The sequence below is a fragment of the Formivibrio citricus genome (assembly GCF_900115065.1).
Lineage (GTDB): Bacteria > Pseudomonadota > Gammaproteobacteria > Burkholderiales > Chitinibacteraceae > Formivibrio > Formivibrio citricus.
Genome location: NZ_FOVE01000012.1, coordinates 75,887 through 101,351, shown reverse-complemented (window position 1 = coordinate 101,351; position 25,465 = coordinate 75,887). Strand labels below are relative to the sequence as shown.

The 25,465-nt window shown below is 60.1% G+C and carries 21 protein-coding genes; 12 read left to right on the top strand and 9 right to left on the bottom strand.

What is annotated here, in order from left to right; genetic code table 11:
• The coding region (locus tag BMZ36_RS09160; RefSeq protein ID WP_281242230.1) for a transporter permease at window positions 1-520 on the top strand (520 nt) is incomplete at its 5' end.
• Window positions 521-607: 87 nt separating this feature from the next.
• On the opposite strand, the gene BMZ36_RS09155 is transcribed toward BMZ36_RS09160, so the two are convergent.
• Both BMZ36_RS09155 and BMZ36_RS09150 read right to left on the bottom strand, forming a co-directional pair.
• Entirely contained in the window at window positions 608-2,464 is a 1,857-nt protein-coding gene (locus tag BMZ36_RS09155) for a peptidase U32 family protein (RefSeq protein WP_091194935.1), read from the bottom strand.
• Complete coding sequence (locus BMZ36_RS09150; RefSeq protein ID WP_091194932.1) at window positions 2,464-4,494, bottom strand: M3 family metallopeptidase; 2,031 nt, start codon at window positions 4,492-4,494, stop codon at window positions 2,464-2,466. The genes BMZ36_RS09155 and BMZ36_RS09150 overlap by 1 nt, the downstream gene beginning before the upstream one ends.
• A gap of 77 nt (window positions 4,495-4,571) precedes the next feature.
• On the opposite strand from BMZ36_RS09150, the gene BMZ36_RS09145 reads away from it, so the two are divergent.
• The gene (locus BMZ36_RS09145) at window positions 4,572-5,102 is read left to right on the top strand and encodes a gamma carbonic anhydrase family protein (protein ID WP_091194930.1); all 531 of its coding nucleotides are present in this window, start codon (window positions 4,572-4,574) and stop codon (window positions 5,100-5,102) included.
• Window positions 5,103-5,170: 68 nt separating this feature from the next.
• Here BMZ36_RS09145 and tpx read toward each other — a convergent pair whose 3' ends face one another.
• The 5 genes from tpx to BMZ36_RS09120 form a co-directional block, all read right to left on the bottom strand.
• A complete protein-coding gene (gene tpx, locus BMZ36_RS09140) occupies window positions 5,171-5,689 on the bottom strand; it encodes a thiol peroxidase (protein ID WP_091194927.1) in 519 nt (172 codons plus the stop codon).
• 223 nt (window positions 5,690-5,912) lie between these two features.
• Window positions 5,913-6,980 carry an AbrB family transcriptional regulator gene (locus tag BMZ36_RS09135; protein WP_091194962.1) on the bottom strand — a complete coding sequence of 356 codons (1,068 nt, stop codon included), beginning with the start codon at window positions 6,978-6,980 and terminating at the stop codon, window positions 5,913-5,915.
• A gap of 173 nt (window positions 6,981-7,153) precedes the next feature.
• Window positions 7,154-7,771, bottom strand: coding sequence for a lytic transglycosylase domain-containing protein (locus BMZ36_RS09130; protein ID WP_091194925.1), 618 nt, complete (start codon window positions 7,769-7,771; stop codon window positions 7,154-7,156).
• Between the two features lie 6 nt (window positions 7,772-7,777).
• Window positions 7,778-9,493 carry a proline--tRNA ligase gene (locus tag BMZ36_RS09125; RefSeq protein WP_091194923.1) on the bottom strand — a complete coding sequence of 572 codons (1,716 nt, stop codon included), beginning with the start codon at window positions 9,491-9,493 and terminating at the stop codon, window positions 7,778-7,780.
• 48 nt (window positions 9,494-9,541) lie between these two features.
• Window positions 9,542-9,892, bottom strand: coding sequence for a hypothetical protein (locus BMZ36_RS09120; protein WP_091194920.1), 351 nt, complete (start codon window positions 9,890-9,892; stop codon window positions 9,542-9,544).
• A 144-nt stretch (window positions 9,893-10,036) separates the two neighbouring features.
• Here BMZ36_RS09120 and tsaA point away from each other — a divergent pair, with 144 nt between their 5' ends.
• From tsaA to BMZ36_RS09070, 10 genes are all read left to right on the top strand, one after another.
• Complete coding sequence (tsaA, locus tag BMZ36_RS09115; RefSeq protein WP_245747863.1) at window positions 10,037-10,738, top strand: tRNA (N6-threonylcarbamoyladenosine(37)-N6)-methyltransferase TrmO; 702 nt, start codon at window positions 10,037-10,039, stop codon at window positions 10,736-10,738.
• Window positions 10,735-11,616 carry a patatin-like phospholipase family protein gene (locus BMZ36_RS09110; RefSeq protein WP_091194917.1) on the top strand — a complete coding sequence of 294 codons (882 nt, stop codon included), beginning with the start codon at window positions 10,735-10,737 and terminating at the stop codon, window positions 11,614-11,616. Before tsaA ends, BMZ36_RS09110 begins: the two co-directional genes overlap by 4 nt.
• 64 nt (window positions 11,617-11,680) lie before the next feature.
• A complete protein-coding gene (locus BMZ36_RS09105; protein WP_143086013.1) occupies window positions 11,681-12,442 on the top strand; it encodes a substrate-binding periplasmic protein in 762 nt (253 codons plus the stop codon).
• Window positions 12,443-12,550: 108 nt separating this feature from the next.
• Window positions 12,551-14,575 carry an ATP-dependent DNA helicase RecG gene (recG, locus tag BMZ36_RS09100; protein ID WP_091194913.1) on the top strand — a complete coding sequence of 675 codons (2,025 nt, stop codon included), beginning with the start codon at window positions 12,551-12,553 and terminating at the stop codon, window positions 14,573-14,575.
• Window positions 14,576-14,705: 130 nt separating this feature from the next.
• A complete protein-coding gene (locus BMZ36_RS09095) occupies window positions 14,706-15,686 on the top strand; it encodes an alpha/beta hydrolase (RefSeq protein ID WP_218142684.1) in 981 nt (326 codons plus the stop codon).
• A 630-nt stretch (window positions 15,687-16,316) separates the two neighbouring features.
• The gene (locus BMZ36_RS09085) at window positions 16,317-17,831 is read left to right on the top strand and encodes a polyamine aminopropyltransferase (protein WP_091194906.1); all 1,515 of its coding nucleotides are present in this window, start codon (window positions 16,317-16,319) and stop codon (window positions 17,829-17,831) included.
• Between the two features lie 74 nt (window positions 17,832-17,905).
• Window positions 17,906-18,028 (top strand): hypothetical protein, encoded by a 123-nt coding sequence (locus BMZ36_RS14815; RefSeq protein WP_281242229.1) that lies wholly within the window; start codon window positions 17,906-17,908, stop codon window positions 18,026-18,028.
• A gap of 66 nt (window positions 18,029-18,094) precedes the next feature.
• Window positions 18,095-19,693, top strand: a complete 1,599-nt coding sequence (locus tag BMZ36_RS09080) for an FAD-dependent oxidoreductase (RefSeq protein ID WP_091194903.1) — start codon at window positions 18,095-18,097, stop codon at window positions 19,691-19,693.
• Window positions 19,694-19,810: 117 nt separating this feature from the next.
• On the top strand, window positions 19,811-20,656 hold the full coding sequence (locus tag BMZ36_RS09075; RefSeq protein ID WP_091194900.1) for a DUF8832 domain-containing protein: 846 nt from the start codon (window positions 19,811-19,813) through the stop codon (window positions 20,654-20,656).
• 169 nt (window positions 20,657-20,825) lie between these two features.
• Entirely contained in the window at window positions 20,826-21,980 is a 1,155-nt protein-coding gene (locus BMZ36_RS09070) for an HD-GYP domain-containing protein (protein ID WP_091194897.1), read from the top strand.
• 202 nt (window positions 21,981-22,182) lie between these two features.
• Here BMZ36_RS09070 and BMZ36_RS09065 read toward each other — a convergent pair whose 3' ends face one another.
• A complete protein-coding gene (locus tag BMZ36_RS09065) occupies window positions 22,183-23,217 on the bottom strand; it encodes an FAD-binding oxidoreductase (protein WP_091194894.1) in 1,035 nt (344 codons plus the stop codon).
• A 215-nt stretch (window positions 23,218-23,432) separates the two neighbouring features.
• On the bottom strand, window positions 23,433-25,094 hold the full coding sequence (gene hcp / locus BMZ36_RS09060; RefSeq protein ID WP_091194955.1) for a hydroxylamine reductase: 1,662 nt from the start codon (window positions 25,092-25,094) through the stop codon (window positions 23,433-23,435).
• Window positions 25,095-25,465 lie beyond the last annotated feature (371 nt).

Sequence of the window (25,465 nt, the reverse complement as noted above, 5' to 3'; positions counted from 1 at the left end):
TACCGCTCTGGCCCTGATGATCAACTACAAGACCAAGGAACAAGGTGCTCGCATCGTCGCCAACGGCGCCAACGCGATGCCGGTGGTGTCCCTGATCTTCGCGGCTGGTGTCTTCATGGGCATCATGGCTGGCACCAAGATGATCGATGCCATGTCGAAGGTGATCATTTCTTCGATTCCGACTGCCTGGGGTCCGCACTTCGCCGTGATTACTGCGGTGATCAGCTTGCCGGGTACCTTCTTCCTGACCAACGATGCGTTCTACTTCGGCGTGCTGCCGGTGCTGGTGAAGGCTGCTGCAGCCTACAACGTTCCGGCCGAAGAAATGGCTCGCGCTGCCCTGATCGGTCAAGGTTCCCACCTGTTGAGCCCGCTGGTGCCTTCCACCTACCTGCTCGTGGGTCTGGGCAAGGTCGAGTTCGGCGATCTGCAGAAGTTCGCCATCCTCCCGGCCATCGGTATCTCGGCCATCTGGCTCATGACCGCCCTCGCGCTTGGTCATATCCACTTCACCGTCTAAACAACGGCGCAGATAATTCTGCAAAATCAACGGCCTCCCAACTGGGAGGCCGTTTTTACTTGGACACGCAAAAAATAACGCTATATATCAGTGTTTCTTGCTTCGAACCTTCTTCAGTTCACCCAGCACCTGCATCTCGCAGCGCTTGCAGTCGAAACGCAAGGCATAGCCATCCTGCCCGCGCACAAGCCGCCACGGCTCCGGACGAATGCCCTTTGCCTGTTTGGGGCAAGCCCCGAAATCATGCCGCAGGCAATGCTTGGTCACCATCAAGGGGACTTGCCCGGTTTCGCGATTGCATTCGTAGGCATCGCTTACCTCGTTGACGCCATGCTCCAGATACCAGCTTCGTGCCGCCTGGTTACTGACATTGCCCTGCCAGGAAAGCATCTTTTCCGGATGGCGAACGGGGGGAGAAAGCGCCATTGCTTTGGCGGGGCGAACATATGCAGCCGCCCGCGCCGCTTCCAGCGCCTCCACAGCCTGCCGGCGCAAGGCGTTGAGCGCAGAAACCGGGATGAACCAGCCGCAGGCAATATCCAGATGGATGTTTCCTGCCCGGAACATCGTGTTGCCAAGCTTGCACAGTTGCTCGGCAATCGTCGTGCGCGCACGCGCTTCGTCCCGGGCGGGCTCCTTGAGGCAAGTCATTGAGGCTGTCGCTCCAATGCCCTCCTCGTCCGTGACCGTCAAGACAAAACCGTCTGCCGTATCGCTCAGACGCAAATCGACATCGATGCGCCGTTCCGCCGATTTCCCGGTCAGCAGTTTTTCGAATTCGTGATCCAGGTTCCGGTAAATGGCCGTGCCCGCTTGCAGGCCGGGCACCGGTTCTGCCGGGTACAAGCGCCCGCCCGCAACCCGGTTGATCCGCACGCCAACCAGTTCGTCCTTGATATTGAAGAAGCTGATTCCGTCGCCGTTATGGAATTCCAGCGGGCTGTCGATTTCCAGCCAGTCCGCCCCGAACCGTACCACCTTGCCCGCCGGCTCTCCGGCAAACTTCGGGGTCAGGAACGAGCCGATTCCGGTCTGCCGCTCGTTCAGGAAATAATCGGTGAATCCGCGGTTGAAGCTCTTTTGCGGCTGCGGGGTAAAGAAGAATTCGGAGCGCCCGCAGGAAGCGCGGCGATAGTCCGGCAAGTCTTCCAGAATGCGGTCGAGTTGCTGCCGGTAATGTGCGGTCACGTTCTTGACGTAGGAAACATCCTTGAGCCGCCCTTCGATCTTGAACGAACTGATGCCGGCTTCGACCAGTGCACGCAGGTTGGCGGTCTGGTTCATGTCCTTGAGCGAAAGCAGGTGCCGGTCTTGCGCCAACACCTGCCCGGCTTCGTCGAGCAGCGTCCACGGCAAACGGCAGAGCTGGGCGCACTCGCCGCGGTTGGCGCTGCGCCCGGTCTGGGCATGACTGATATAGCACTGCCCGCTGTAACTGACACACAGCGCACCGTGGATGAAGAATTCCAGGTTGACCCGGGTCTGGTCGGCGATCTCGCGAATCTGCGCCAGCGACAGTTCGCGCGCCAGCACCACCTGCGAGAACCCGGCATCCTGCAGGAAGCGGACTTTCTCCGGCGTGCGGTTGTCGGTCTGCGTGCTGGCATGCAGCGCGATCGGCGGCAGATCGAGCTGCAACAAACCCATATCCTGCACGATCAGCGCGTCGGCGCCGGCTTCGTACAGTTGGCGCACCAGCCGCTCGGCCTCGGCCAGTTCGTGATCGAACAGGATGGTATTGAAGGTCACGTACACGCGAGCCGAAAAGCGGTGCGCATGGGCGGCCAGTTTTTCGATGTCTTCCACCGGATTGCCGGCCGCAGCGCGTGCGCCGAACGCCGGGCCTCCGATATACACCGCATCGGCACCGTGGTTGATGGCCTCAACCCCGGTTTCCAGATTTTTGGCCGGGGCCAGAAGCTCCAGACTTTTGCGTTCGATCATCACGCGCTCAGGCCGTTATGCCGCAGCAGCGCATCGATCTGCGGAGTACGGCCGCGGAAAGCCTTGAACGATTCCAGCGCCGGGCGCTCACCGCCGCGCGCCAGAATCTCATGCCTGAAGCGCGCACCGGTTTCCGGATTGAGCACGCCCTCCTCCTCAAAAGCCGCATAGGCATCGGCGGACAACACTTCCGCCCACTTGTAGCTGTAATACCCGGCCGAGTAGCCACCGGCAAAGATATGGCTGAAGCTTTGCGGAAAGCGGTTATAGAACGGGGGCAGCGGGATGCCCAGCTCGCGCTGCACGGCGATGGCCAGCTTCTGCACGGCCACCGCTTCGGTGCTCTGGTGCAGTTCCATGTCGAAAATAGAGAAATACAGCTGGCGCAGCATGGCACTGCCGCTCTGGAAGTTCTTCGCCGCCAGCATCTTGCCGAAAAGTTCCCTCGGCAGGCTCGCGCCGGTTTCGACATGCCTGGTCAGCTTGGGCAGCACGCTCCATTCCCAGCAGAAGTTTTCCATGAACTGGCTGGGCAGCTCGACCGCATCCCATTCCACGCCACTGATGCCGGATACGTCCAGCTCATCGACTTCGGTCAGCAGGTGATGCAGCGCATGGCCGAATTCGTGGAATAGGGTGATCACGTCGTCGTGCGGCAACAGCGCCGGCTTGCCGTCCACTCCCGATGCGAAATTGCAGACCACCAGCGCCACCGGCGTCTGGATACTGCCATCGGCGAGCTTCTTGCGCCCGCGCACGTCGTTCATCCATGCCCCGCCCTGCTTGGCGGCGCGCGCATACAGGTCAAGATACAGACCGCCGACCAGCGAACCGTCGGCATTCTTCAGTTCAAAATACTTCACATCCGGATGCCAGACCGGCGCGCTGGCTTCTTCGAAGCGCAATCCGTAGAGGGTTTCGATCAGGTGGAACAGGCCGGAGAGCACGGTCGGCTCGGTGAAATACTGCTTCACCTCCTGCTCCGAAAATGCATATTTCTCCTCGCGAATCTTTTCGGCCACATAAGCCAGATCCCACGGTTCCAGCCCCTTGATTCCCAGACGCTCCATGGCCCAGCCCGACATCTCGGCCCTGTCCTGCAGCATGAAAGGCCTGGCGCGCACGGCCAGATCGCGCAGGAATTGCAGCACGGCCTCGGGCGATTCAGCCATCTTGGTCGCAAGCGATTCCTCGCCGAAAGTCTTGAAGCCGAGCATTTGCGCGCCTTCCTGGCGCAGTTTCAGTATCTCGTCGATCAGCGGGCCGTTGTCCCACTTCATGCGGTCGAACTCGGATGCGCGCGTGACATAGGCCACATAAAGCTGTTCGCGCAAGGCCCGGTCATCCAGATACTGCATGGCCGGAATATAGCTCGGGGCCTTGAGGGTGAGTTTGTAGCCGTTGAAGTGATCGGCTTCGGCCGCCGCACGCGCAGCAGCGAGGTTATCGGGCGGCAGGCCCTTGAGTCGGCGTACATCGTCGATATAGGCCGCGTAGCTGTCGGTCGCATCGAGCAGGTTCTGCGAAAAGCGATTGGTCAGCTCGGAAAGCCGCTCGGAAATCTCCATGAACCGCGTTTTCTGCTCAGGGGCGAGTTCGGCGCCGGACAGCCTGAAATCACGCAGGGCATGTTCGACAATTGTCTTGCGTGCCTGGCTGTAATGCGCGAACTCCGGTGCTGCGGCGAGAAGCTTGTAGCCCGCGTAGAGCTTTTCGTTCTGGCCCAGCTCGGTATAGAAATTGGAAATGCGCGCGATGTTGGCGTTGTAGGCTTCGCGCAACTCAGGCGTATTGACCACGCTTTCCATATGCCCGGCGATTCCCCAGGCCCTTCCAAGCCTTTCCAGCGCGACCTCAACCGGCGCAACAAAACTCTCCCACGTCGGGTTATCCGTGGATTCGGCCTGCGCCACTGCCTGGCGGCTTGTTTCCAGCAACGTATCGAGCGCCGGGGTAATGTGCTCGGGCCGGATCTCGTCGTAACGCGGCAGGCCGGAAAAATCGAGCAGGGGATTGGTTACTTCGGTCATGGCTATCGGGTCTCGGGTAAAATGGCTCTACAGCCTATATTTGTGCAGGGTTGGCAAATTACTAGCAAGGAACAGCAATGGCAATCGGGAAATTCAACGACATCGAACCCAAACTGGAATCCGGCGCCTGGGTGCATGAGAGCGCGCAGGTCATCGGCGAGATCAGCATCGGCGAAAATTCGTCGGTGTGGCCCAATGTTGCGGCACGTGGCGACGTGAACTTCATCCGCATCGGCAAGGAAAGCAACATCCAGGACAACTCTACGCTGCATGTCACGCACAAGAGCGAGAGCGATCCGGCCGGCGCGCCATTGATCATCGGCGACCGGGTCACCGTGGGTCATGCCGTGATCCTGCACGGCTGCACCATCGGCAATGACTGCCTGATCGGCATGGGGGCCATCGTGCTCGACCGTGCAGTCATCGAAGACCGGGTCATGGTCGGCGCCGGTTCGCTGGTTCCGCCGGGCAAGGTTTTGCGTTCCGGCTATCTCTATGTGGGCAGTCCGGTCAAGGAAATCCGCCCCCTCAGCGAAGGAGAGCTCGCCGGCTTTGCCTATTCGGCCAACAACTACGTGAAGCTGATGAAGCAATACCGGGACGCTTGATTTTCCGGATTGCGGCAGAAAAAACGAGGCCGGCAAAGCCGGCCTCGCAGCAAGATCGTGACAAGTTCTCAGGCTTTTTCTTCCGGCGGCAACAACGGCTCCACCGCCTCCTGATAGTTGGGTTCGGAATTGATATCCGTCACCAACTCGGCATAAAGCACCTCGTCGTTCACATCGAGCGTAATCAGTGCAGTCGCCATCAAACCCGACAGCGGCACATCGGTGATCATCACACCGTAATCCTTGTGGAAATCGCGGCCACGCAGCGTGGAAAGCAGTTGAACCTTGCGAAACCCTTCTGCTTCGCCAATCCGTGACAGCGCGTAGGGCGTATCGACGGATACGGTCATGGCCACCAGATTGTCGATTTCACTGGCAAGCCCTTCAAGTTTGCGGGCTATGGTCAGGCCGATGGCCGCATCCAGACTGGGAACAACAGCGATCAACTTGCGTTGTCCCCAAAATTTGGACAGGGGGATATCCTTCAGGCTGGTATCGACCAGCATGAAGCTGTTGGCAGTATCTCCAACTCGCGGAAACCGCCCTCCGACACTGACAGGGATACCATTCAGCATAACGGTAGACATGGTGATTACGCTCCTAATTGGGTAGTGAGAAGGCTGATTACTCTATCCGAATCAAGCATCAGGCAACGTCTGACGCGAAACAGCATCAGCAAACAAAAAGGTATTTTTGATTTTCATGCGTTTCTCCCGGCCGTACCGGATAGAACGATGCTCAGGCTGTTTTTCCCCCAGCCTGCCAAGGACAATTCAGTATGGAACGTTATCCGGCAAAAACAAGCCGGGATCAATGCGCGGACGGGGAGCGAGCAAACCGGCAAAGCCATTTGGCAATGAACGGCCCGATCAGGATCACCATGAAAAGGCGCAGGGTCTGCACTGCCACGATGAACGAGAAATCCACCTTGCTTCCAAGCGCAATCACCACGACCGAATCCAGCCCGCCGGGGCTCGTAGCGAGGAAAGCAGTCAACGGATCAAGGCCGACGAACCTCGTCAGAACCCAACTCGAAAAACCGCACATGCCGATCAGAAGAAAAGTCGACAGCAGCAATTGGGGAATGGCCTTGAACACGTAACGCAGGATGCTGCGATCGAACCCCAGGCCGACATACCATCCCAGCGCCACGTTGGCCAGGGCAAGCAGCCAGGCGGGCAGGACGATATCCACCCCCATGGCGTGCAGAACCCCACCCAGAAGCATGGTGACCAGCAGCGCCCCGGAAGGAATCCTCGACCATTTGCCGAGCAAGCCGCCCGCCACGGCGATCCCCAGCGTTTGCAGCGTGGGTACCAATGGCGTTGCGGCGAACAGGGAAGAGAAGGACGGCGCGGAAGAGGAAGCAGCCGTCGCCCCCAGCAGGAACTGGGAAACCAGCGTGGCCGTCAGCACGACCATGACCACGCGCAGATACTGCATGAACGCGACCAGACGGGTATCGGCGCCATATTCTTCTGCCATGGCCACCATCGCGGAAGCACCGCCCGGAGAAGACCCCCAGGCCGCCGTAGTCCCCGGCAACGCGCCGTAACGCACCAGCACCCACCCCACCAGCGCACCGGCCATGATCGTGGCCAGAACCACGAGCAGCATGATCGCGCCGCTGCGGGTAACGGAATCCAGAAACGAGGAAGTGATGGCACGCGCCACGGCGCAGCCGAGCACTGCCTGCACACAGACAAAAACCGGCCGCGGCACCCGGACCTTGGTCGCAACGGTAAGGCTGTAAACGATGGCGCCGACCATCGCGCCAACCAGAAAGGCAGCGGGGAATCCCACCAGCCAGGCACCGAAGGCAAGGGGAAGAGAAATCAGCAGCAACCCGCCCCACCATTTGGTTTTTTGCAAAATCATCGTTTTTTCTTTTTCTTTGTCCGGATGCGGCATTATCCGCCCGAAGCCGTGAAAGCTGTCGTGAAGCTAAAGTTTTCTTGACCAAACTTAGCGAAACGAAGTGGTTTTTGCTCCCGCAAGATACAAAAGATGCCCGCAATACCACAACGTGAAAAAGACCTGAACCGAGCGACTCAGCGCAATGGCAAGGATTTGCCCTGCCCGTCCCAGGCAAAAAACTTTTTCCAGGCCGCGTGCACGGCGTTGGGATACTCGGCACGTCCAAGACTACCGTTGTAACGGCCCAAGGCACGGAAAAGATCGCCGTTTTCGATGTCCAGATAATGGCGCAGGATGGTGCAACCGAAACGCAGGTTGGTATGCACGTCGAAGAGATTGTGCCGGCTGTGACCGATCTGGCGCACCCAGAACGGCATGACCTGCATCAGGCCGCGAGCGCCAACACTGGATACGGCATAGCGGTTGAAACCGCTCTCGACATAAATCAGACCCAGCACCAGTTGCGGATCGAGCCCGGCCCGCGTGGCCTCGTAGTGAATGGCGGTCAGCAGGCGCTTGCGCATGAATGCGTCCGGCACCCGCTTGGCAATGCGCGCAGACATCGCCTCCAGCCAGGCCTGGCCTTCGGCCTCGTTCGCAAACATCAGTTTCGGCTGCAACGCATCGTTGATCGAGCGCTGCATCGCGGTTTGCACGGACGAGGAAAGCGCCTCCTCCTTTTGCGCACCGGCATGGGCCAGTGCGGCAAACAGGAGGAGCAGGCTTCCTGCAATCAGCCTGCTAATTTTCATCCGGGATCAGGCGGCCAGTTTTCCGCGGACACAATCGACCGCGGTATCCAGCGCAATCTTTTCCATGTCGCCACCGCTGCGCGCCACGTATTCGATCATGCCTTCGGCCAGGCCCTTGTCGCCGATGGTCAGGCGATGCGGGATGCCAATCAGTTCCATGTCGGCGAACATCGAGCCGGGGCGCTCGTTGCGGTCGTCGAGCAGCACGTCGACGCCGGCAGCCACCAGCTTCAGGTACAGCGCATCGGCAGCAGCGCGCACGGTCTCGGAACGGTGGTAGCCCATCGGCACGATGCAGACGGTAAACGGTGCCAGCGCGGACGGGAACTTGATGCCCTTGTCGTCATGCCCCTGCTCGATGGCTGCAGCGACGACACGCGATACGCCGATGCCGTAGCAGCCCATTTCCATGACCTTTTGCTGGCCATCCTGATCGGTGAACAGGCAGTTCATGGATTCGGAATACTTGGTGCGCAACTGGAAGATGTGGCCCACTTCGATCCCGCGGCACAGCTCCAGCTTGCCCTTGCCGTCCGGGCTCGGGTCGCCGGCGACCACGTTGCGGATGTCGGCCACGACTGCGGGATCGGGCAAATCGCGCAGGAAGTTCACGCCCTTGAGGTGGTAGCCCGGCTTGTTGGCGCCGCAGACGAAATCGCTCATGGCAAACACCGTACGGTCGGCCACGACGCGCACCGTTTCCGGAATGCCGACCGGGCCGATGTAACCGGGGCGGCAGCCAAGCGCCGCTTCAACTTCGGCTTCGGTCGCAAAGCGGAACGTCGCCAGCCCTTCGACCTTGTTGGTCTTCACTTCGTTGAGGTTGTGATCGCCGCGCAAGAGCAGCAGGTGGAACACGTTGGCATCGTTGACCACGGCAATCGCCTTGACGGTCTTGTCCAGCGGCAGCCCCAGGAATTCGGCGACATCCTCGCAGGCGATCTTGCCCGGCGTGGCGACTTCGTGCATTTCTTCCAGCGCGCGGGCACGCAGGTGATCCGGAGCCAGCGCCTCGGCCAGCTCGACGTTGGCGGCGTAATCGGAATCCGGGCAGTAGGCGAGCAAATCCTCGCCCGCATCGGCCAGCACATGGAATTCATGGCTGCCGGAGCCGCCAATCGCGCCGGTATCGGCCGCCACGGCGCGGAACTTCAGGCCCAGACGGCTGAAGATGGCGCTGTAGGTCTGGTGCATGACCGCGTAGGTCGCTTCCAGGCTTTCGAAATTGGCATGGAAGGAATAGGCATCCTTCATCATGAATTCACGTGCGCGCATCACGCCGAAACGCGGGCGAATCTCGTCACGGAACTTGGTCTGGATCTGGTAGAAATTCATCGGCAACTGCTTGTAGGAACGCAGCTCGGTGCGCGCGATGTCGGTAATCACTTCTTCGTGCGTCGGGCCGAAGCAGAAATCGCGCTCGTGGCGATCCTTGATCTTGAGCATCTGCGGGCCGAACACTTCCCAGCGCCCGGTTTCCTGCCACAGCTCGGCAGGCTGCACCGCCGGCATCAGCAATTCCTGCGCGCCGGAGCGGTTCATTTCCTCGCGCACGATGTTCTCCACCTTGCGCAGGATGCGCAGACCCAGCGGCATCCAGGTATACAGGCCCGACCCCAGACGTTTGATGATGCCGGCGCGCAGCATCAGCTTGTGGGAGATCAGCTCGGCCTCGGCCGGGGCTTCCTTGAGCGTGGAAAGGTAAAGTTGCGAAGTGCGCATGAGAGTGTCCTGCCAATTAAATTTCGGTCAATCGCGAATTATATCGCGTTACTCTGTGGTATCCGATCCAGATTGCTGCTTTGCAGCCTGCACCGCCCGCTTGGCGGCGATCTTCCGGCGCAGCAGGTTCATCATCACCACGTCGCGCACCCACATCAGCAGGAACAGCCAAGCCAGCAGGATCACCATGTAGGGGAAGGAATTGTTGCGCAATTGCGGCGCGAAGGACTGCAACAACGGGTTGAACAGGTAACTCACCGAAACCAGCACCACACCCAGCAGCACCAGCGTGGACAGCGCGCGCTCCTTCATGAAAGTCCCGCGCAGCATCACGCGGCGCTCCCACTTGGAAAGCCCTGCCAGTTCGGGGACGTTTTCGGAACGGATATAGAAAGCCATGATCTTCGCCCAGTCAAAACAAGAGGCCGGTAGTTTCCGGCCTTGGCGGGCATCTGGCAAGCCATCGTCACGAATACCCTTGGGAAGATGCCAACTATTTGGCACAATTGCATTTTTGCGCAACACCCTCCGCCCCGCCCGCCCGTGACTGACTCGTTCACCTTTCCGCCCATCGGCTATCTGTCCACCCCGTTTCCGGACAAGTTCGGCATTCCGCGCCAGCCGCGTCTTGCGCCGCATGCCGTGGGCGAACTGCGCCTGTTGCCGCCGTTCGACCGGCCGGAGAGCGTGCGCGGACTTGAGGCGTTTTCACATGTCTGGCTCACGTTCGTATTCCACGAAACCGTGGGCAACTGGAGCCCCACCGTACGTCCGCCGCGGTTGGGCGGCAACAAGCGCGTCGGCGTGTTCGCGAGCCGCGCGCCGTTCCGCCCCAACCCCATCGGCCTCTCGCTGGTCGAACTCGACGGCGTCGACACCGCCAACGGCGTGGTGCTGCGCTTCAGGGGTGTCGATCTGGTCGACGGCACGCCGATCCTCGACATCAAGCCCTACATTCCCTTCGTGGAAAGCCAGCCGGAAGCGCGCGGCGGGTTTGTCGATGGGCCACCGCAACAACTGGCCGTGACCTTCAGCGATGAGGCCATGGGCGCCTGCCAAGCCGCCCAAACCCGTTACCCCCACCTGATCGAGCTGATCGGGGAAGTATTGGCGCAAGACCCGCGCCCGGCGTATGCCGACGATCCGCAACGCCTGTACGGCGTGCGGCTGTATGATTTTGACGTGAAATGGCGTTGCGACGGCCAGACCGCCATCGTCACCGCCCTGGAGTTGATAGAACCATGAAAAAGTTATTCCTCACTGCCCTGCTGCCGCTGCTCCTGCTGAGCGCCTGCGTATCCAACCCGCCCCAGCAGCAAGCCAAACCGCTGCCCAAGCTCAAGGTCGGGCTGGCGCTGGGCGGCGGTGCAGCCAAGGGCTTTGCCCACATCGGCGTGATCAAGATGCTTGAAGCGCACGGTATCCAGGCCGACGTGGTCACCGGCACCAGCGCCGGCAGCGTGGTCGGCAGCCTGTACGCGGGCGGCATGGATGCCTTCGCCCTGCAGGAGCGCGCTTTCGGCCTGGACGAAGCGCAGATCCGCGACGTACGCCTCTTCAGCGGCGGCATCATCAAGGGCGAAAAACTGCAGAACTACGTGAACAAGCTGCTGCATGACCGCACGCTGGAAAAACTCGGCAAACCTTTCGCCGCAGTCGCCACGCGGCTCGACAACGGCGAGCGCATCGCTTTTAACCACGGCAACGTCGGACAAGCCGTACGCGCCTCGTCCAGCATCCCCGGCGTATTCGAGCCGGTCGAGATCGACGGCATCAAGTACGTGGACGGCGGCGTGGTCAGCCCGGTCCCGGTCGATTCCGCGCGCGAAATGGGCGCGGATTTCGTGATCGCCGTGGATATCTCGAAAAAGGCTGCCGACGGCAACGCCAAAAACCTCTTGGGCACCGTCAACCAGTCCATCGCCATCATGGGCCAGAAGCTCGGAGAGCAGGAACTCGCCCGCGCCGACATCGTGATCCGCCCCAAGGTCGGCAAGATCGGCTCGGCGGACTTCGACCAGAAAAATGTCGCGATTCTTGAAGGCGAAAAAGCCGTGCTGGCAATGCTGCCGGAGATCAAACGCAAGATGGAAGAAAAACAGAAGATGCTGGCGGGGCGGTAAGTAGTAAATTGCGCGATAAAGCCGCGCACATCTTCCGGTGCAAATTTCGACAAGGGTCTACCTCGTGAAACGACAACATCTGGCGGGTTTGTTGCTTGGTCTGGTTTGCTCTTCAAGCACGATAGCTGCCCCCATGCTCTGGGTGACCGAGCCGTTTCATCCATACAGCTACAAGGAAAACGGCAAGGTCGCAGGGCCTTTTGCAGACATAGTCCAGGCTGCGTGCGACAGGCTAAAAGTCGAATGCACGATGGAAATTTTTCCATGGCGGCGCGCACTGCGCATGGCTGAAGAAGGCCAGGTCAGCGGTTTGTTCGGCGTTGCAAAAACACCGGAACGGGAAAAAGCCTTCTATTTGTCCGAACCCATCCTCGACACCGCCTATTCGTTTTTTGCGCCCGTTTCGAGCCAATTCAGTTACCAGCGAGTTGAGGATCTGAATGGCTACACGGTAGGCGTATACGGGCCATCAGCCACATCCAAAGCCCTGGAAAACGTCGCACAAGGAAAAACCAACATCGTTATCGAAGTAGCCAACCTGACAGCCATCAAAAAGCTGATTGGCGGTCGGTATGGCGATAAAGCATTGGTACTGGTCAACCGTGAAGTAGGCCTGTCGCTGCTCAAAGAAGAAAAAATCACGAACTTGAAGCTGGTTGGCGATCTGCAAAAAATACAGTTCACCATCGGATTATCGCGCAAGAAAGTCAGCGAACAACAGGCCATCCAGTTCAACAACGCGGTAAAGGCATTGATCAAGGAAGGCAAAGTAAAAGCCATTCTGGAAAAGCACGGCATGCGCCCGGCCAAGCCAGCCCGGCAGTAATAAATGCGCGGCGCATTGCGCCCAATACCCAACACCTGAAACACTGGCAATCTCCCGCCAAACCCGCTACAGTGGCAGCAACAAGAACGATCGTTCTAATCGCCATCCATGGATTTTGCTGCCCTTACTCCCAAGCTCCAAAGCCAGCTCGCCAAGATCGGCATCGGGCGGGCTTTTGATTTTGTGCTGCACCTGCCGCTGCGCTACGAGGACGAAACGCACCTCTGGCCGATCACCGATGCGCCGGTCGGCACGCAGGTACTGGTCGAAGGCGAAGTGCAAAGCTGCGAGGTGCAGTACAAGCCGCGCAAGCAACTGGTGGCTCGCGTGGCCGATGCTTCGGGCACGCTGGTGGTGCGCCTGCTCAACTTCTACCCGAGTGCAGCCAAACAACTGGCGGTTGGCAAACGTGTGCGTCTTTTCGGCGAGATACGGCGCGGTTTTTGGGGCGACGAGATGGTGCACCCGAAGATTCGCGTGGTCGGCAAGCACAACGAACTCAACGAATCACTGACGCCGGTCTACCCGACCACCGCCGGCCTGCCGCAATTCCAGCTCGTCAAATACATCGGCCAGGCACTGAAAAGCTGCAACCTGGCCGATACCCTGCCCGCCTCGGTCATCGACCCGCTCAACCTGCCCGACTTCGCCGGCAGCGTGCGCCTGCTGCACAACCCGCCGCCCGATGTACCGCAAATACTGCTGCGCGAGCGCACACATCCGGCCTGGCGGCGGCTGAAATTCGACGAACTGCTGGCGCAACAATTAAGCCTGCGCATGGCCCGCGCGGCGCGGCGCGAACAGAACGCGCCGGTGATCCGCGCCAAGGGCGAACTGGCTGCGAAACTGCTCGCTGCCCTGCCCTTCGGCCTGACCCGCGCGCAGCAAAAGGTGCTGGCCGAGATCAACGCCGACCTGGGAGAGCCGCACCCGATGCAGCGTCTGTTGCAAGGCGACGTGGGCGCGGGCAAGACGGTGGTTGCCGCACTCGCGGCCTGCGCCGCCATCGAAGCAGGCTGGCAGGTGGCCCTGATGGCGCCGACCGAAATCCTCGCCGAACAGCATTTCCGCAAGCTCGCGGATTGGCTCGCGCCACTGGATATCCAGGTGGCCTGGCTGACCGGCAGTCTGAAATCGAAGGACAAGAAAGCCGCGCTCGCCGATGCGCTTGAAGGCCGCGCGCAACTCATCGTCGGTACGCACGCGCTGTTCCAGCAGGAGGTCGCATTCGAGCGGCTGGGCCTCGTGATCGTGGACGAACAGCACCGCTTCGGTGTCGCGCAGCGCCTGGCCCTGCGCAGCAAGGGCGGCAGCCCGCACCAATTGATGATGAGCGCGACGCCGATTCCCCGCACGCTGGCGATGAGCTTCTACGCCGATCTGGATGTCAGCGTAATCGACGAACTCCCGCCCGGCCGCACGCCCATCGTCACAAAGCTGGTATCGGATGCGCGGCGCGACGAGATCATCAGCCGCATCGCCGCCAAGGTTCAGGAAGGGCGGCAGGTGTATTGGGTCTGCCCGCTGATCGAGGAATCGGAAGCGCTGCAACTGCAAACCGCCGTCGATACCCATGCGCAGCTTTCGGAAGAACTCGAAGGCATCCGGGTCGGGCTGGTACACGGGCGCCTGAAACCCGCCGAAAAAGCCGCCGTGATGGCCGCCTTCCAGAAAAACGAAATCCAGGTACTGGTCGCCACCACCGTCATCGAAGTGGGCGTCGATGTCCCCAACGCCAGCCTGATGGTGATTGAGCACGCCGAACGCATGGGGCTGGCGCAACTGCACCAGTTGCGCGGCCGGGTCGGGCGCGGTCAGCATGCATCCTTCTGCGTGCTGCTCTACGCCGCCCCGCTCTCCGAACTCGCCCAAACCCGGCTCAAGGTCATCCGCGACACCACCGACGGCTTCGAAATCGCCCGCCAGGATTTACAAATCCGCGGCCCCGGCGAACTCGTCGGCATACGCCAATCCGGCGCAGCCATGCTGCGCTTCGCCGACCTCGAAGCCGACACCGACCTGCTGGAAGCCGCCCGCGAAACCGCCCAACACCTGCTCGCCCATGCGCCGGAAATCGCGATCCGGCATCTGGACCGCTGGCTGCCGGGGCGGGAGGCGTTGTTGAGAGTGTAGAGGCAGGCGCTGGGTTGCTTTTCGGCGGCTATTCAGAGGGATTCGTAAAAAACTGAAAATCTCCACCACGGGCCTGTTTCCTGTCCTGTTTTTACTGGTACATTTTTCAAAAAATACAGGAATGGAAAAAATGAAAAAAATCCCCCCGATGTTTTTGCTGGCTTCGGTCGCATGCATCTCTGTCGCGTGTACAGTCCCGAGCAGCAATCTGCCCCCTTTGCCAGAACAGGGCGTCATGCCGACGAGACCAGTCAAGGCCGACACCTCATGGATCAAGACCCAACATCTTGATGTTGCCTATGCAAAAACATCGCCTTCGCAAAAGCTTGACCTTTACCTGCCTAACGAAGGCGCCGAACCGTTCCCTTTGATCATTGAAATACACGGCGGTGGTTTTGCGCTTGGCAAGAAATCGGGCAACATCGCCCCGATGCTGGAGGGATTGAAGCGTGGCTATGCCGTAGCATCCATCGATTACCGTCTGAGCGGCGAAGCAAAATTCCCGGCGGCCATCAATGATGTGAAAGCAGCAATACGCTTCCTGCGAGCCAACGCCGCGCAGTACCGGTTGGATTCGAATCGTTTTGCAACCTGGGGCGGTTCGGCGGGTGGCAACCTTTCTGCGCTTGCAGCAACTTCTGCCGGTGTCGCAGCACTCACGGATCCTGCATTGGGCCATGCTGACGTTTCCGATGCGGTACAGGCTGCAGTGGATTGGTTTGGCCCATTGGATTTCACAACCATGGATGCGCAATTCGCAGCGCAGGGCACATCGGGAGTGATGGGACTGACGAGTTCACCAAATTCGTTTGAATCGAGATACCTTGGCAAAACCGTGGGCACACCCGAAGCGCAACCGCTTGCCGCTCTCGCCAATCCGATCACCCATGTTGGAGCAAAAACTCCACCGATGTATATCCAGCATGGCGCAGCCGACCGCAATGTGCCGATTACGCAATCAAAACAGCTGGCCGAAAAGCTCGTCTCCACCATTGGTCAGGACAAAGTTGTTTTCGAAACACTTGACGCAGGACATGGCGGCCCGAAATTCGACGCACCTGCAAACGCGGCCAAAATTCTGGATTTTCTTGATAAACACTTGAAGCGATAGGGCATGGATGCGCCTCGGCAGCGCGCTGTTTTATTGAACAACTCCTTCGCGGATTGCATCCGCTCCCACAGACCCTCGCCATGGCAGACGACTTTCCTCATCCCCTCAGCCAGCGCCGAGGAAGCGGAGCGAGACCCGGGCTCGCGACCGACCGAGGGTAGCCCGGAGGGCCGCAAGGGAAACGCTGAACAAGTCGGCGAGAAGGTACAGGGCAAGGAGCCCGGAGCGCAGAAACCGCAATGTATGTGGGTATACATGAGGATTTCGAGCACCGCGCGACGCCGCCATGCGCCTTCGCAGCAATTGTTCAGGGGTTTCCAAGGCGGGGTCGCCTTGGGGATGAAAGGGAATTGGCGAGACAATTCCCCTTTCCCGTAGGCGGGGCGGAAACCCGCATCAAAAACACTGCGCCACAGGCGCTGAAAACCCGCTTTTGACTTGCCACGGCAACGAAAACATCCCACCCTCACCCCAACCCTCTCCCATGAAGGGAGAGGGAGCCCTGCATGCGCCGCATCGCTGGCACATAAAAATCTCTGGATTCCGGCCTTCGCCGGAATGACCAGCAAGACAGAGAGAAAAACCTGAAATCGCGGCTACAATCACGCCATTGCTTTCGGACCACTCACCATGCGCTTTGCCCTGCTCGTTTCGGTTTTTGTCGTCGCCTCCTGCGGGCTGGCCTATGAACTGATTGCCGCCGCGCAGTCGAGCTACCTGCTCGGCGATTCGATCACGCAGTTCTCCACGGTGATCGGCGTTTACCTGTTCGCGATGGGCGTGGGCTCGTGGCTTTCCAAGTACATCACCCGCGACCTGCCCGCCCGCTTTATCGAGATCGAGGTCATGGTCGGCGTGCTGGGCGGTTTTTCCGCCAGCGGGCTGTTCCTGGCCTATGCCTCCAGCGCCGCACCGTTCAAGGTTATTCTGTACGGACTCGTTATGCTCATCGGCATTCTGGTCGGGCTGGAGATTCCGCTGGTGATGCGTTTGCTGGAGGGCGAGATTCGTTTCAAGGATCTGGTTTCGCAGGTGCTGAGTTTCGACTACCTCGGCGCACTTGCCGTATCGCTGCTGTTCCCGCTGGTACTCGCGCCGCGCTTGGGCATGGCACGCACGGCGCTGCTGTTCGGGTTGCTGAACATCGCCGTGGCAATCTGGTCCTGGACTTTGTTCCGAACCAAGGTTTCGCGCCCGCGCTACCTGCTGGCGCTGTGTCTGGGGTCGGCCGTTTTGCTGCTGGGTGGTTTTGCCGGGGCAGACAAGCTCACGCATCTGGCCGAGCACCAGTTGTACCAGGATGAAATGATCCTGGCCGAAACCACGCCCTACCAGCGCATCGTGGTCACACGCTGGAAGGACGATTACCGGCTGTTCCTCAACGGCAACCTGCAGTTTTCCTCGCGCGATGAATACCGCTACCACGAGGCGCTGGTGCATCCGGGGCTGGCGAGCCTGCCGTGGGCGCGCAAGGTTGCGGTGCTCGGTGGTGGCGACGGGCTGGCGGTGCGCGAGATTCTCAAATACCCCAACATTCAGTCGGTGACGCTGGTCGATCTCGACCCGGCCATGACGCGGCTGTTCCGCGATGCGCCGATCCTGCGCCGCCTCAATCAGGATTCGCTGCACTCGCCCAAGGTCAAGGTGATCGAAGCCGATGCCTTCAAGTGGCTGGATACTCACCCCGAAGAAACCTTCGATTTCATCGTGGTCGATTTCCCCGACCCGACCAACTACGCATTGGGAAAGCTCTACACCAACCTCTTTTACCGCCTGCTGGAGCGCCATCTGGTCGCGCAGGGGCGCGCCATCATCCAGTCCACCTCGCCGCTCTATGCGCGCAAGGCATTCTGGACCGTGGTCACGACCGTGGAAAGCGTCGGGCTAAATGCCGCGCCCTATCATGTACTGGTGCCGTCCTTCGGCGAATGGGGCTATATCCTGGTCGGGCGCGACAGCAAGGAAAAGCTCGCCGCGCCACCCGCGAGCATCCCGGTGCCGACACGTTTCATCACACCCGAACTGTGGCCCGCGCTCTTCACCTTCCCCGCCGACATGAGCCGCGTGCCGGCCGAGGTCAACCGGCTGGACAACCAGCAACTGGTGCGGATGTTTGAAAGCGAATGGCGGCAGGTGATCCGTTAAATTAAAAACTTTCACCACGAAGAACACCAAGAAAACAGACGGCCCTATTCAGCATGCAGCCACGAACTTATAAATTGGGTCAATTCTTGTTTGAACTCGTCACCCCGGCGCAGGCCGGGGTCCAGTGGTTTGAAGTGGCGTCGTTGCTGGATACCGGCCTGCGCCGGTATGACGGCAAAGGGCTGGCCTCTCGATGATAAAACCCGGATGTCTGATTTGATGCTTTTCTCTCTGTGCCTCTGTGCCTCTGTGGTTCAAAACGCATGAACCGCCGCGAATTCCTCGCCGCGACTGGCGCCACGCTGCTCGCCACCGCCTGCCGCAACACCGCCCCGCCCCTGCCGCCCGGCGAACTGCTGGGGCAGGATGCCACGCTGGGCCACAAGTTGCGCGATGGATCAATGCCGCCCCCAACAGAAGAGAAGCGCGTACCGGTGCTGATTGCCGGCGGTGGCATTGCCGGGCTTTCAGCGGCATGGTGGTTGCAACGCAACGGCTTCAGCGATTTTCTGCTGCTAGAGGGCGAGCGCGAAGCCGGGGGCAATTCGCGCAGCGGCAAGAACGCCGTATCGGCTTACCCGTGGGCCGCGCACTACCTGCCGATTCCGGGCGTGGAAGCCGAATACACGCGCCTGCTGCTGGCTGAACTCGGCGTCATCAAGGGCGACCCGCGCGCTCCAAAACCGGAATACGAGGAACGCTATCTCTGCGCCGCGCCGGCCGAGCGGCTGTTCATCCATGGCCGCTGGCAGGAGGGGCTGACGCCGCAACACGGTGTTCCCAGCAGCGAGCGCGCCGAGTTCGCGCGTTTCGACGAATTGATCCGTGGCTGGCGAGCCAGAAAGGGCCGCGACGGCAAGCGCGCTTTCGCCCTGCCGATGGCGCTGTCCTCGCGCGATCCGGACATTCTGGCGCTGGACCGCATTTCAATGCACGACTGGCTGATGTCGCACAACCTGAAAAGCCCGGCGGTGCACTGGTACGCCAACTATGCCTGCCGAGACGATTACGGCACGAATCACAAGGAAGCCTCCGCATGGGCCGGGCTGCATTATTTCTGCGCCCGCACCGGCGAGGCGTCCAACGCCGAACATGAAACGGTGTTGACCTGGCCGGAAGGCAACGGCTGGCTGGCCACGCGGCTGCAGGAAAAAGTCGCCCCCCATATCCGCACCGGGCACTGGGTCTGGCGCATCGGCACGGACAACGGCCGCGCCTGGGCCGATGTGTATCTGGCGCAGGAAAATCGCAGCGTGCGCTACCACGCCGAACGCCTGATCTGGGCCGGGCCGATGTTCCTGTTACCCTATGTCTGGACCGACGCCCCGGAAGCAGTCCGCCACAGCGCGCGCGCTTTCACCCATGCGCCATGGCTGATTGCCAACCTCACGCTTTCCGCTCACCCGGCGAGCGACGGCGGCGCGGAAATGGCCTGGGACAACGTGCTCTACAACAGCCCCGGCTTGGGTTACATCAACGCCACCCACCAGAACCTGCAGGTGCGCAAGGGGCCGACCGTCTTCACCTACTACCGTGCGCTGTCCGACCGACCGCCTTCCGCCGCCCGCGCTGACCTGCTCGCCGCCGACTACACCAGCCTGGCACGGCAAGTGATGGCCGACCTGACCCCCGCCCACGCAGACCTGCCGCAACTCGTCACGCGTTGCGACATCTGGCGCTGGGGCCACGCCATGGTCCGGCCCACGGTCGGCTTCGTCCACGGTGCAGCTCGCCAGCAGCTGGCAAGCGCCGGCAAGGCGCCGATCCTGCTGGCCCATGCCGATCTTTCCGGCTTGTCGATATTCGAAGAAGCGCAGTATCGCGGTGTGATGGCTGCGCAGGCGGTATTGCGGCGAGGATGATGGCCCGGCGCATGGGGATGCGGAACAGCGCAGAATTTGCGTGACTGGCAACTATACTTCACTTGGAACCTGTTCATGGTCTGATGGGATCTGTCACCATTCGCAAAGGAAATTCCCATGCCGGCAAAAGAATCGAACCAAGGATTTGTGATCGCCATCGGTGCAATATTCGCCTGGCTGACCCTCGCCTCACCCGTCCAGAGCCAGGATCACGACGCGCACGGCCAGCACGGGGCACCGGCGCCCGCTGGCGCCAGTCAGCGCATAGAGGCCAAGCTCTCCGCCCCCGATTCAATCCGGCCGAACCAGCAGGTTCCGCTGACCGTTCAGGTTCAGGATGCCCAAGGGCAGCGAATAACCGCCTACGAGCGCTTCCAGGAAGCCTTGATGCACATGATCGTCGTCAGCGACGATTTGCGGTTCTTCAACCACCTTCACCCCGAACATGACGGCAACGGGAATTTCAAAGTCACGACCCGCTTCCCCGCGCCGGGCGCATACACCCTGTTCTGCGATTACAAGCCGGCTGGCCGGGCCGAACAGGTTTCCGTACTCAAGCTGGCGGTTCCCGGAGCCATGCCCGTTACCCCCGCCATCGACACGGCAACAACCGTGAAACATTTTGCCCAAACCACGGTCACCCTCGGGGTATCTCCCGCGCAGTTGAAGGCCGCTACCGATACGCTTGTCACATTTGATCTGCGGCAGAAGGAAAACGGACAGCCGGTCGCTGATTTGCAGCCGTATCTGGGTGAAAAAGGGCATCTGGTGATCATCAAGCAATCAAGCCCCCTCTCAGGCGCCGACTACATCCACGCGCATGCGTTGAAAGAGGGAAATGGGGCGGCCGTCCAGTTCATGACGCGCTTTCCGCGGCCCGGCCTGTACAAGCTCTGGGGGCAGTTCAATCGCGGCGGAACAATCCTTACCGCAGATTTCTGGGTGGATGTAAAACCGCACTGAACTCCGGAAACCGATGCCTTGCAACATCGATCGCGCTTGATTTGGAACAGGGCGCCCTTTGTAAGCTGTTTACCATTCGATGCCGGCGGCCTATGCTTTGGTTGTTCTTCTGCACGCTTGTCCTCGCAAAACAAAAGGCGCGTGAAGCCACTTTGCATTGCCGACCATCATGATCCATCCGCATATTGCCGCCCACAAACATTCCAGCCTGCAACGCAAGCTGGACCGGAACATTCCGCTTGAGCAGAAGCTCGCGCTCATCCACGAAGCGATCAAGCGCCATTCGCCGCACATTCATCGCATTGCGGTTGCGCTCTACAGCAAGAAAACCGACCAGCTCTCCACCTTCCTGTACAGCAGCTCGGAAAAAAGCCCGCTGCTCAACTACTCGATCAAACTGGAAGAGGTGCCCTCGCTGCAGGTCGTAGCACGGCAAGGGGAACCGCGCGTACTCAACGACCTGGCAATACAGTCAGCCAAGCCCGGCCTGCATAGCCGCCGGCTTCTGGCGCATGGCTATCACGCCAGCCTGACCTATCCGGTCTATCACGACGACACGCTGTTCGGCTTCATCTTTTTCAACTCCCGGCAGAAGAACGTGTTCACGCCGGCCCTGCTGGATCTGCTGAACCTGTTCAGCCAGGTGGTCGCTTCGCAGATCATCCGGGAGACGACCTTCGTCCATACCATGACGGCGGCCATTCGCACTGCGCAGAACATCACGCGACACAAGGACGAGGAAACCGGCTGCCACCTGCAGCGCATGGCGCACTATTCGAGGCTGATCGCTGCCGCGCTGGCCGAGCAAAACAAGTTCAACGACGAATTCATCGAATACATCCACCTGTTCGCGCCCATGCACGACATCGGCAAGATCGCGATTCCCGATCACATCCTGTCCAAACCCGGCAAGCTGGATCCCGATGAATTCGACATGATCAAAGGTCACTCCGGCATCGGCCGCGAGATCATCGACAACATGGTGAAGGAATTTGCCTTCTCCGGCTTCCTGCATATCGAGATGCTGCGCAACATCGTCGAATTCCACCACGAAGCGCTGGACGGCAGCGGCTACCCGCATGGATTGAAGGGCGCGGAAATTCCAATCGAAGCCCGCATCTGCGCGGTGGCGGACATCTTCGATGCGCTCACCAACCAGCGGCCCTACAAACCCGCATGGAGCAACGAGAAAGCCTGCGCGGTGCTGCTGGAAATGGCCGAGGCGGGAAAACTGGACCGCGACTGCGTGCAGGCGCTGGTCGGCAACATGGAAAAGGTGCGGGAAATCCAGGCGCATTTCGCCGAGGAACCGGAGAATTCCTGACAGGGAAGGTGCCACCTGCTGAGCACAGGAGGGGATTCATCCCGTCATGGCAGCCTTGGTCAAAGGCGCGACGGGATGAATCCCGTCCTACAACACCGGCGCTGGCTCGCTCTTTTGCCGTCATACCGGCACAGGCCGGTATCCAATGCCTGCGCCACTCAATAACCTGGACCCCGGCCTTCGCCGGGGCGACAGTTCAAACCTACAACTCCACACTCAGATCGCTCTTCGCCCTGGTACTGCACGCCAGCACGTAACCGGCAGCGATCTCGTCCGGGGTCAGCGAAGACTCGCTGGTCGATGTCACCTGGCCCGAAGTCACCTTGCACTTGCAGGCGCCGCACACGCCGGTGCGGCAGGCGCCGATGATCGGCAGCCCTTCGCGCTCCAGCGCATCGAGCAGCGTTTCGCCTTCGCTGATCGTCGTATTTTTGCCGAACTTCGGCACCTCAAGCTGGAAATAGGCATCCGTCACGGCACAGGATTGGGCCGCGGCGGGCGAAAAATCCTCCTTGAATATCTGGTCCGCCGGAAAGCCCATCTGCTGCAGCCAGTCTGCAGACTGATCCATGTATTCCTGCGGGCCACACAGGTAAGCTTGCGCACCCTGGACGTTCGGCACCAACTCGGCAAGCCGCGCTTGCGTAAGGCGGGAAGGATTGGGGCCGCCGCGCGACAGCACCAGTTCCAGATGGAAGTTCTCGTAGCGGCTCGCCAGCGACAGCAATTCTTCGCGGAAGATGACGTTCTCCAGATCGCGCGCGCTATGGATGAAGCGAATTGTGGTCCGGCCGCCGTTATCCAGCAGCCATTGGCTCATCGACAGCATGGGCGTGATGCCGCAACCGGAAGAAAGCAGCACCACCTCCTGCGGCACAGCCTCGGTCTGCAGGTAGAACTCGCCCGCCGGCGCGCCGGCGGCAACGAGCTGGCCCGGCTGCAAATGATCCAGCAGCCAGTTGGAGACCAACCCGCCCGGCACGCGCTTGACCGTGATCGCCAGCTTGTCCGGCCGGCTGGGACTGGAGCACAGCGAATAGGCGCGGCAATGCTTCTTGCCGTCGATTTCCACGTTGACCAGGATGAACTGGCCGGGGCGATAGGCAAAGCGCACGGGTTGGTCGGAAGCCAGGACGAAGGTTGCGCTGTCCGGCGTTTCCTCGTGCCGCCCGATGCAGCGCAACGGCGATTCACCCTGCCAGAGCGGGAGCAAGCCCGTATCGGTGATGCTGTTCATGATGTTTTCCTTTTCAAGGACAAAACGCCGTCTGGTTATGGACGGCGTTCGGGCAAATCAGGTTCACTCAGGTTCCCGTTTCAATGGGCGAGCGAGCCGAAACAGGTTGCAGGAGGACGGAGCGCAGGAACCGGAATGTACACGCAAGTACATGAGGATTCCGAGCACCGCCCGACTGCAAGATGTGAAGGCGCAGCCGCCCAGTGGAACGGGAATCAGGCGGCCAAAATTTCTTCCAGATCCTGCTGCGGCGTGGTGATCAGCTTCAAACCGAACTGCTGGTTCAGGATGCCGATCAGGTTATCGGTCAGGAAGCCCGGCGCGGTCGGCCCGACACGGATATCCTTCACGCCCAGCGCCAGCAGGGTCAGCAGAATCACGATGGCCTTCTGCTCGAACCAGGACAGCACCAGCGACAGCGGCAGGTCGTTCACGCCACAGTTGAATTCCTTGGCCAGGGCGAGTGCCAACTGAATCGCGGAGTAGGCATCGTTGCACTGGCCGACGTCCAACAGACGCGGGATGCCGTTGATATCGCCGAACTCCAGATCGTTGAACTTGTACTTGCCGCAAGCCAGCGTCAGGATCAGGCTATCCTTCGGTACCGACTTGGCCAAGTCAGTGTAGTAGCTGCGCTGGCTCTTGTCGCCGTCGCAACCGCCAATCAGGAAGAAGTGCTTGATGTTGCCGGCCTTGACCTGTTCGATCACGGCGGGGGCAGCCTGCATCAGCGCGTTGTGGGCAAAGCCGGTGGTGGTGTAGTGCGGGGTTTCGTCCGCAACGAAGCCCGGCATGGACAGCGCCTTGTCGATCACGACCGAGAAATCGCTACCTTCAACGTGGGTGACGCCCGGCCAACCGACGATGGAGCGGGTGTAGATGCGGTCTGCGTACTGGCCCACGTTCGGGTCGATGATACAGTTGGAGGTCATCACGATCGGGCCGGGGAAGGCAGCGAATTCCTTCTGCTGATTCTGCCAGGCGGTACCGTAGTTGCCGACGAGGTGCGTGTATTTCTTGAAGGCCGGATAGGCATGCCCCGGCAGCATTTCGCCGTTGGTGTAAACGTTGATGCCCTTGCCTTCGGTCTGTTGCAGGATCAGCTCCAGATCATGCATGTCGTGACCGGAAACCAGGATCGCCTTGCCCTTGACCGGACGCATGTTGACGCGGGTCGGCACCGGATGGCCGAAGGTATCAGTCTCGCCCTTGTCGAGCATTTCCATGATGCGGTAATTCAGGTGGCCAATATCCATCGCGCACTGGAACAGCGGCGCGACTTCGGTCGGGTCTTCAGCCAGGAAGGCCATGAAATCGTGGAACTTGGCGGCGACGTCGGCATCGGTTTGGCCGAGCACGCGGGCGTGTTCCATGTAGGCGGCGGCGCCCTTCAGGCCGTAGAGGCACAACAGGCGCAGGCCCAGCACGTCTTCGCCGATCTTGGCCTTGTCGCGATTCAGCGCCATGCTCATGGCATCGGAAAGAATAATGGCCTTGTTTTCCGGCAGTTGGTAATTGGCGGCCTTGGAGAGGGTTGCCGGAGCAACACCGCGCTCGGCACAAGCGGCTTCGTAACGGGCTTTCAGTTGATCGCGGTAGGCTTGGGCGCGCTTGGTGAAGTCAAGAATGCGCGCGGCATCGAAGTTGACGTTGGTCAGCGTGGAAAAGAAGGCTTGCGGAACATAGGCGTCGACTTCTGCATCGACAATCCCCACCGTACGGGCGGCCTTGGCATAGATCGAAACGGCCTGCAGCACATGCACCAGCATGTCTTGCAGATCGGATACTTCGGCGGTCTTGCCGCACATGCCCTTGGCAAAAGTACAACCGGCGCCTTGGGGGGTGTGGATGGTTTGTTCGCACTGTACGCAAAACATGGTGAGGCTCCTTTTCATTGAGAGATATGACTTCCTGTCTCCTTGATAGCGAAAAGTGTGCCAGAATACAACTCGTTGTTTTATAAACAATTATTATTTTACACCATAAAAACCATGTCAAATCGACGCGGCGGGATTTGTGTCAAAAAGACTCTGTGCGTCATTTTGACTTGCCAAACCCTGCCGCGGCCCGGCGCAGGATATGCAAATTGACACGGACCTCTTCCGTTCACTTTCAATGATAGCCTTGGTGCAATTTTCTCCTGCCTGGGCTCAGGATCACCACCAGATTTGACTGCGCTCAAAAACAACCACATGTAGTGCATATATAGTTTAAAAAACACCATATATAGTATTTGCCACTACCGCAC

Bases quoted from the DNA above. Each gene is read 5' to 3' on its own strand.
- BMZ36_RS09145 (WP_091194930.1), top strand. From the start codon at position 4,572: ATGGCAATCGGGAAATTCAACGACATCGAACCCAAACTGGAATCCGGC.
- BMZ36_RS09080 (WP_091194903.1), top strand. From the start codon at position 18,095: ATGAACCGCCGCGAATTCCTCGCCGCGACTGGCGCCACGCTGCTCGCC.
- BMZ36_RS09070 (WP_091194897.1), top strand. From the start codon at position 20,826: ATGATCCATCCGCATATTGCCGCCCACAAACATTCCAGCCTGCAACGC.
- BMZ36_RS09110 (WP_091194917.1), top strand. From the start codon at position 10,735: ATGAAAAAGTTATTCCTCACTGCCCTGCTGCCGCTGCTCCTGCTGAGC.
- BMZ36_RS09095 (WP_218142684.1), top strand. From the start codon at position 14,706: ATGAAAAAAATCCCCCCGATGTTTTTGCTGGCTTCGGTCGCATGCATC.
- BMZ36_RS09135 (WP_091194962.1), bottom strand. From the start codon at position 6,980: ATGATTTTGCAAAAAACCAAATGGTGGGGCGGGTTGCTGCTGATTTCT.
- BMZ36_RS09125 (WP_091194923.1), bottom strand. From the start codon at position 9,493: ATGCGCACTTCGCAACTTTACCTTTCCACGCTCAAGGAAGCCCCGGCC.
- BMZ36_RS09155 (WP_091194935.1), bottom strand. From the start codon at position 2,464: ATGATCGAACGCAAAAGTCTGGAGCTTCTGGCCCCGGCCAAAAATCTG.
- BMZ36_RS09065 (WP_091194894.1), bottom strand. From the start codon at position 23,217: ATGAACAGCATCACCGATACGGGCTTGCTCCCGCTCTGGCAGGGTGAA.
- hcp (WP_091194955.1), bottom strand. From the start codon at position 25,094: ATGTTTTGCGTACAGTGCGAACAAACCATCCACACCCCCCAAGGCGCC.
- BMZ36_RS09150 (WP_091194932.1), bottom strand. From the start codon at position 4,494: ATGACCGAAGTAACCAATCCCCTGCTCGATTTTTCCGGCCTGCCGCGT.
- recG (WP_091194913.1), top strand. From the start codon at position 12,551: ATGGATTTTGCTGCCCTTACTCCCAAGCTCCAAAGCCAGCTCGCCAAG.
- BMZ36_RS09075 (WP_091194900.1), top strand. From the start codon at position 19,811: ATGCCGGCAAAAGAATCGAACCAAGGATTTGTGATCGCCATCGGTGCA.
- BMZ36_RS09130 (WP_091194925.1), bottom strand. From the start codon at position 7,771: ATGAAAATTAGCAGGCTGATTGCAGGAAGCCTGCTCCTCCTGTTTGCC.
- BMZ36_RS09120 (WP_091194920.1), bottom strand. From the start codon at position 9,892: ATGGCTTTCTATATCCGTTCCGAAAACGTCCCCGAACTGGCAGGGCTT.
- tpx (WP_091194927.1), bottom strand. From the start codon at position 5,689: ATGTCTACCGTTATGCTGAATGGTATCCCTGTCAGTGTCGGAGGGCGG.
- BMZ36_RS09085 (WP_091194906.1), top strand. From the start codon at position 16,317: ATGCGCTTTGCCCTGCTCGTTTCGGTTTTTGTCGTCGCCTCCTGCGGG.